Genomic DNA, 5,952 nt, shown 5'->3' with positions numbered 1-5,952 from the left:
AGCGCTTGTTGTTGTGATTGAGTGAATTGCGGAACTTGGTGCTTGGTCATGCGTTTAGATTAGCCTAAACGATTAAAATAAGGAAGTGGCAGGGGTGGAGGGATTCGAACCCCCAACCGTCGGTTTTGGAGACCGCTGTTCTACCAATTGGAACTACACCCCTGCAGCTAGGCTCAGAATTATACTGGCATCGCTTGCGCTGGCAAGTGATTTATTCGTGATTTAGGTTTAGTTGCAGCTTTTTTCATCAATCCTTTTAAAAAGCAGTGATATACTGAATCCCACATAGGGATCATAAGGGCTTTCATGATTTTTCGTGCAGTAGTATGTTTGTGGTTATCTTTGCTTGCTCTCAGTTCAGTGCTGATTGCACCTGCGTCGCTGGCTGCGCCACAAGATGCAACCAGCGAGGAACGGCCTCAATTACAGGTCATTATTGAAGGCCTCGAAGATCAACTGTTGACCAATGCAAAAGCCCATCTCGCTATTTATGCACTCCATCAACAAACTGTTCCCTCGGTGTTTAGAGTGCGCTATCTGATGCGCCAAGGAGAACAAGAGCTGAAAACAGCGCTGATGCCCTATGGCTATTACCAAACACAAGTCAGCTACGAGTTACTCCAAGAAGACCAGCAATGGACGGTGCGCTACCAGGTGAATGCGGGCCCGATTTCGACCTATCAAACCGTAACTGTTACACTGCTTGGTGAAGCGGACCAGGACACTGCTTTTACTCGATTAATCGATGATTTGGCCCCGACCATCGGTGACCCTGTTATTCACCGCGACTATGAGGCGTTCAAAAGTAGATTACGTAACCTTGCCGCAGAGCGAGGTTATTACGACGCATTTTTTAGCCGTAGCGAGGTGGCTATCGATAGCGCTAACTTTGGCGCCGACCTCACCATAGAATTTAATGCTGGCCCGCGCTATTTATTCGGCGATACATTGTTTTGCTGCGCCACCATAGGCGCTGAGCTGTTAGATAGATTTGTCCAATACCAACAAGGCAGTGGCTTCAATACTCGAGACCTGCTCGACCTTCAAGTAGGGCTAGCTGCTAGTGATTACTTTAATACCGTTGAAATTTCTCCGTTATGGTCAGAAGCGAGTGATAAACAAGTACCTATTGAGGTCACTCTGACTCCAAACAAGCGCGACCGATATCAAATTGGTCCGGGCTACGGTACCGACACTGGGGCTCGTTTAACGCTTGGATTTGATCGTCGGTGGTTAAATGATCGAGGGCATAAGCTAAGTAGTGTTGTGCGTCTCTCTGAAGTACAGAACACCGGCTACATCAGTTACATTATTCCCGGCCGTAATCCGGCCCGAGACTCTTATAGCTTTAATGCAGAAGTTTCAGATCGCTCCTTTGAGCAACAGCGCTCAACTCTCACCAAAGCTTCGGTACGTGATATTCGTCACTATGATCGCTGGCATCGAACCTACGAGTTATCTTATCAGCGCGAAGACTTCGCCTTTGGTGACGAGCCGCGGCAGCGCTCAAATTTCTTTATCCCCTCTATCGAATGGAGTTTAATTGAGAGCACCACCCTTGAAGGCAGTCGCAATATTATTGACGATGGCTACCGGATTTCAGTTCTTCTGCGTGGCGCCCATGAAAGTCTCGTTGCTGATACGAATGTTATTAGTCTCAAAGTAAGTGGCAAATGGGTGCATCGGTTAAATGATAAATGGAGAATTCTTGCCCGCGCTGAAGTGGGAGCCTTAGAAGCTGACAATTTTGACTTATTGCCGCCTACCTTGCGTTTCTTCTCAGGTGGCGACCACAGTGTGCGCGGCTATGGCTTTCAACAGCTAGGACCTCTCAATGAAGAGGGAGTGGTCGTTGGTGGACGTTTCATGACGGCCAATAGCCTGGAACTAGACTATGCTTTTCAACCGAATTGGCGCGTTGCTATCTTTACTGATCTTGGTAACAGTATGAGGGATTGGCAGGAGAGCCTAAAACAAACGGTAGGTATCGGAGTTCGGTGGGTTTCTCCGATTGGTCCAGTGCGATTAGATATCGCTAATGCTATTGATGAACCTGACACACCATGGCGGATTCATTTTACTCTGGGGCCTGATTTATGAGATGGGTTAAACTGCTTGCTTGGGTCATAGTTATTCTGTTTGTGCTAGTGCCAAGCGTTATCTATGGTTTACTCGCAACCAACAAAGGTTCGAACTTAGTGCTGTCACAGGCACTTAAATGGAGTGGGCAACCGCTAACCATAGCCAAAATTGAAGGTGATTTACTTTCAGAGTTAACCTTATCGGGTGTTGATTATCAAAGCCGAACATTACAAATCAGTGCTAAGAAATTAGCACTTAACTGGCAGCCAAGTGCACTCATTGACCAGCAGCTCGTCATTAACCAAATCATCACGGCAGATCTGATCGTACGTTATCAAGCCACAACAACAGAGCCAACAGAGGAAACTCAACCACTGCAATTACCTGACATTAGCTTGCCCTTTGAGCTGCAAGTTAAGCAATTGAGAACTGAGAATACTCAAATACAATTAGCGGAAGGTTTAGAAACATTACCTGACGTTAGCTTAGCTTTAAGCTGGCATCAAAACGATTTAACTCTAACTGAGGTAAAAATCAGCTACGACAACATGGATGCTGTCATGAACGCCCAACTTGATACTACTGCCCCCTATCAATCATCCGTGACCGCAACTTGGCAATTATCACAGTTACCTATCTCTGCAGTAGCATTAACCGAACTTACTGGAAGTACAGAATTAGTCGGCAACCTAAATAGTCTAAACGCGGTGACCCGTTTTGAAGCCGAACAAATACCTGAGCAGCAAATGACGATTCATGCAGAACAGCTGTTAACTGATTTTTCTTGGCAGGCTTCGTTAATTCTGAACCAGTTACCCCTCAGCCTCGGCTTTCCGTTACTACAAGATAGCGCAGCGGCTGCTTGGTTAACGTCATTCAATGATGCCAAGCTATCCGCTACCCTTGATGCCGACCCAACCCGGTTGCAGCTACATCAACTCCAAATTAATGACATCCAATCGGCTTCCAAGCAGATGGCTGGTGGCAGCATCAATGCAACAGGTGTTGTATCTAATTATCTCGATGCCATGGTAAAACCAAATCAAACTGAGTTTAATGTTGATTTAGTTATTGATAACGTAGCGATAGAGCACACTGAACAAAACTTCCTTATCAAGCAGCTGGCGTTAAAGGTTAAAGATAATCTCAGTAAATTTAGCTATGAACTAGCGGCCGATGTTACCCACCCTTTAACCGAGACAGTTTCTACTCATCTCCATGGCACTGGTAGCCTTCATGATCTCGCCATTGAGAGCCTAAGCCTGACTGCGCCAAACTTTAACGCACTACTTGAGGGCAGCCTGAATTGGAAGGAAAATGTTGAAGGCCATCTTGATGTCCAGCAGTTTACCTTAGATAGCCAACTTATAGATGCGAGTTTAACGGAGCAAATTACTGCAGAAGGTGGTTTAGCTTTTAGCAATAACCGAGTTAGTGCTGAACAATTCAATCTTCAATGGCGCTCAAACAAAGTGCAACTAGATGGTGCCATGCGCAGCGACCAACCGCTACTTATCGATATTCAAGTACCTGATATCTCAGAATTATCAACTAGTCCATACGCACAAGGAAACTTAGTCTTAAAGGCCTCAGCGGCATTAAACACTAACCAATCGGTCGTATTAGATATCGCTGAGTTAAGTATTAAACATCCAGATTTTGGTGATTGGGCAACCAATAAGAACGGCAAATTAGAAGTTCCCTTGGCCAAGCCTGTAGCTCTAACAGCTGATGATCTCTGTCTCCAATCTAATGCCCGCATACCAGCCGAGATCTGTTTACAAACCGCATACAGCAATCAGCAACAAACGACCACTATAACTGCACGTAGCCTACCACTAGCCTTGCTCAATCGTTTTCGTGAAGCTGACGTAGCCGAGCGCGTATGGGGTTTGGTTGACGCAGATGCGAGCCTGATTGTTGATACTAATAGTTGGAGTATTGTGCGCACCGAAGGTGATATCCGTAGCGATCGAACCTTTCTCTTTGCGCTAGACGAAGAAGTAAGTACAGGTTTTAAATTTTGGGGATTAAGTTGGGCAGGTAATTTAGATTTAATCACGAGTGAGATCACTGCAGAGTTGAACAAGAATGCTGGTGTTCTTATTGGCGATGCCGAAATAACCAACTTAGCGGATGCACCACAATTATCAGGCTCTGTTTTATTAAGTCTGGAAGATTTAACCTTGTTACAGTGGTTCTTACCGGATTTACGTTATGAAAATGCCACGGCACTGGGTAGTATTGAGTTTTCAGGACCACTAGCCAAACCCGAATTAATCGGCTCAATCGAGCTTGCTGCCGATGAAATTGGTTTTGCTGAAAGCGGACTTTTGTTAACGGGTGTGCGGGTTAATGCGCAAACAGCCAAACAACAACCTGATAATATTCTGCTAGATGGCCAAGCTTATTCAGGCGATGGCTGGATCACCATCCGTGGCTTAATTGAACCCAAACTCGAACGTTTAGCTATTGATATTGATGGCGAAAAATTTCGCACCATTCAGACACCAGAAATTACCGTCGATGTCTCTCCCAATATCACCATTTCCCTTGTTGATAAGCGTATCGACGTTAAGGGCGAAGTAACCATTCCTTATGCAAACATTGAGCAGCCGGAATTAGGTGAAAGCATAGATAACCCATCTGAAGACATTAAATTATATAAGGATGGCAAGCCTGTTGTAACCGATGAGAGTTCCATTTATCCGCTTTATGCAGATATTCGCGTCAATTTAAGTGAACAGATTAGCGTAAGCGCGTTCGGTTTTGAGGGTAATTTAGCAGGTAGCTTGCGACTCATTGAACAACCAAATCGAGCACTAACAGCCAGTGGTAGTGTGCGTGTCACTGAGGGTTTTTATGAGCTCTATGGGCAGCGTTTAGAAATCGATCGAGGCTCTCTCATCTACAATGGCGGTTCTGTTGATAATCCTGGCCTAGATTTGCGAGTGGTGAGGGCTAAAGAAAACATCATGTCTACGGAAAATGTGACTGTCGGAGCGCAAATTACTGGAACTCTAACCGAACCAGACTTCCAAATGTTCTCAACACCAGCAATGCCTGATAGCGAGGTCCTTTCCTATTTGATACTAGGCCGCGGCTCGGGAACTACCAGTGGCAGCGGTGATAATATGCAGTTACAGGCATTGATCATGTTAGGCTCCAAAGGTACTGAGGTTATTGGTCAGCCATTACAAGAGATCTTTGGCTTAGATGAATTTGGGATTGATTCAACCATGAATCCGCAGGACACCTCCTTTTACATAGGCAAATATCTATCACCTAAGCTATACGTTAAGTACGGAGTGGGACTGTTTGAAAACACCAATACGTTCCTGATTCGTTATTTCTTAACTGATAATATCTTAATTGAGTCAACTGCTAGTGGCGAAGCTCAGGGCGGCGATATTTTTTATACTATTGAGAAGTGACGGGATTTTGTTGTTCGGTATTGGTTATTAGATTGGCTATTAGCTACTGGCTACTGCTATTAGCTATTAGCTGTTAGCTGTTAGCTGTTGGCTGTTGGCTGTTGGCTGTTGGCTGTTGGCTGTTGGCTGTTGATTGGCGTTCAACAATTGATGGGTCGTCTTTTCGAGCGCACAACGAAAAAACCCCTAGCATAGCTGCTAGGGGTTATTCGTATTTGGTGCCTGGCGGTGACCTACTCTCGCTTAGGGAGACCCTACACTACCATCGGCGCGGAAGCGTTTCACTTCTGAGTTCGGAATGGATCAGGTGGTTCCACTTCGCTATTGCCGCCAGGCGGAAACTTGTACAATATGAATTCGCTGATTGTCGTGCCGTAATGCACCACTCTAATTGAGCCTAGTAGAAGCTCGAACTTATGTCTTGGCTACAGCCCTA

At 45.4% G+C, this 5,952-nt stretch carries 2 protein-coding genes, 1 tRNA gene and 1 rRNA gene; 2 read left to right on the top strand and 2 right to left on the bottom strand.

All coding sequences use genetic code 11. The features are described 5' to 3' along the window. Window positions 1–86: 86 nt before the first annotated feature. Window positions 87–163: transfer RNA gene (locus NOG12_RS11690), tRNA-Trp, on the bottom strand. A gap of 143 nt (window positions 164–306) precedes the next feature. Here NOG12_RS11690 and NOG12_RS11685 point away from each other — a divergent pair. Both NOG12_RS11685 and NOG12_RS11680 read left to right on the top strand, forming a co-directional pair. Further along, entirely contained in the window at window positions 307–2,100 is a 1,794-nt protein-coding gene (locus NOG12_RS11685) for an autotransporter assembly complex protein TamA (protein ID WP_313933347.1), read from the top strand. After that, the gene (locus NOG12_RS11680; RefSeq protein ID WP_313933346.1) at window positions 2,097–5,516 is read left to right on the top strand and encodes a translocation/assembly module TamB domain-containing protein; all 3,420 of its coding nucleotides are present in this window, start codon (window positions 2,097–2,099) and stop codon (window positions 5,514–5,516) included. The genes NOG12_RS11685 and NOG12_RS11680 overlap by 4 nt, the downstream gene beginning before the upstream one ends. Before the next feature lie 220 nt (window positions 5,517–5,736). On the opposite strand, the gene rrf is transcribed toward NOG12_RS11680, so the two are convergent. After that, window positions 5,737–5,851, bottom strand: a 5S ribosomal RNA gene (gene rrf / locus NOG12_RS11675). Window positions 5,852–5,952 lie beyond the last annotated feature (101 nt).

Origin of the sequence: Pseudidiomarina fusca (assembly GCF_032227045.1) — a bacterium.
Taxonomy (GTDB): domain Bacteria; phylum Pseudomonadota; class Gammaproteobacteria; order Enterobacterales; family Alteromonadaceae; genus Pseudidiomarina; species Pseudidiomarina fusca.
This window is presented reverse-complemented; position numbering and strand designations above follow the sequence as displayed.

Excerpts from the sequence above, each read along its gene's own strand:
- NOG12_RS11680 (WP_313933346.1), top strand. The coding sequence starts at position 2,097 with ATGAGATGGGTTAAACTGCTTGCTTGGGTCATAGTTATTCTGTTTGTG.
- NOG12_RS11685 (WP_313933347.1), top strand. The coding sequence starts at position 307 with ATGATTTTTCGTGCAGTAGTATGTTTGTGGTTATCTTTGCTTGCTCTC.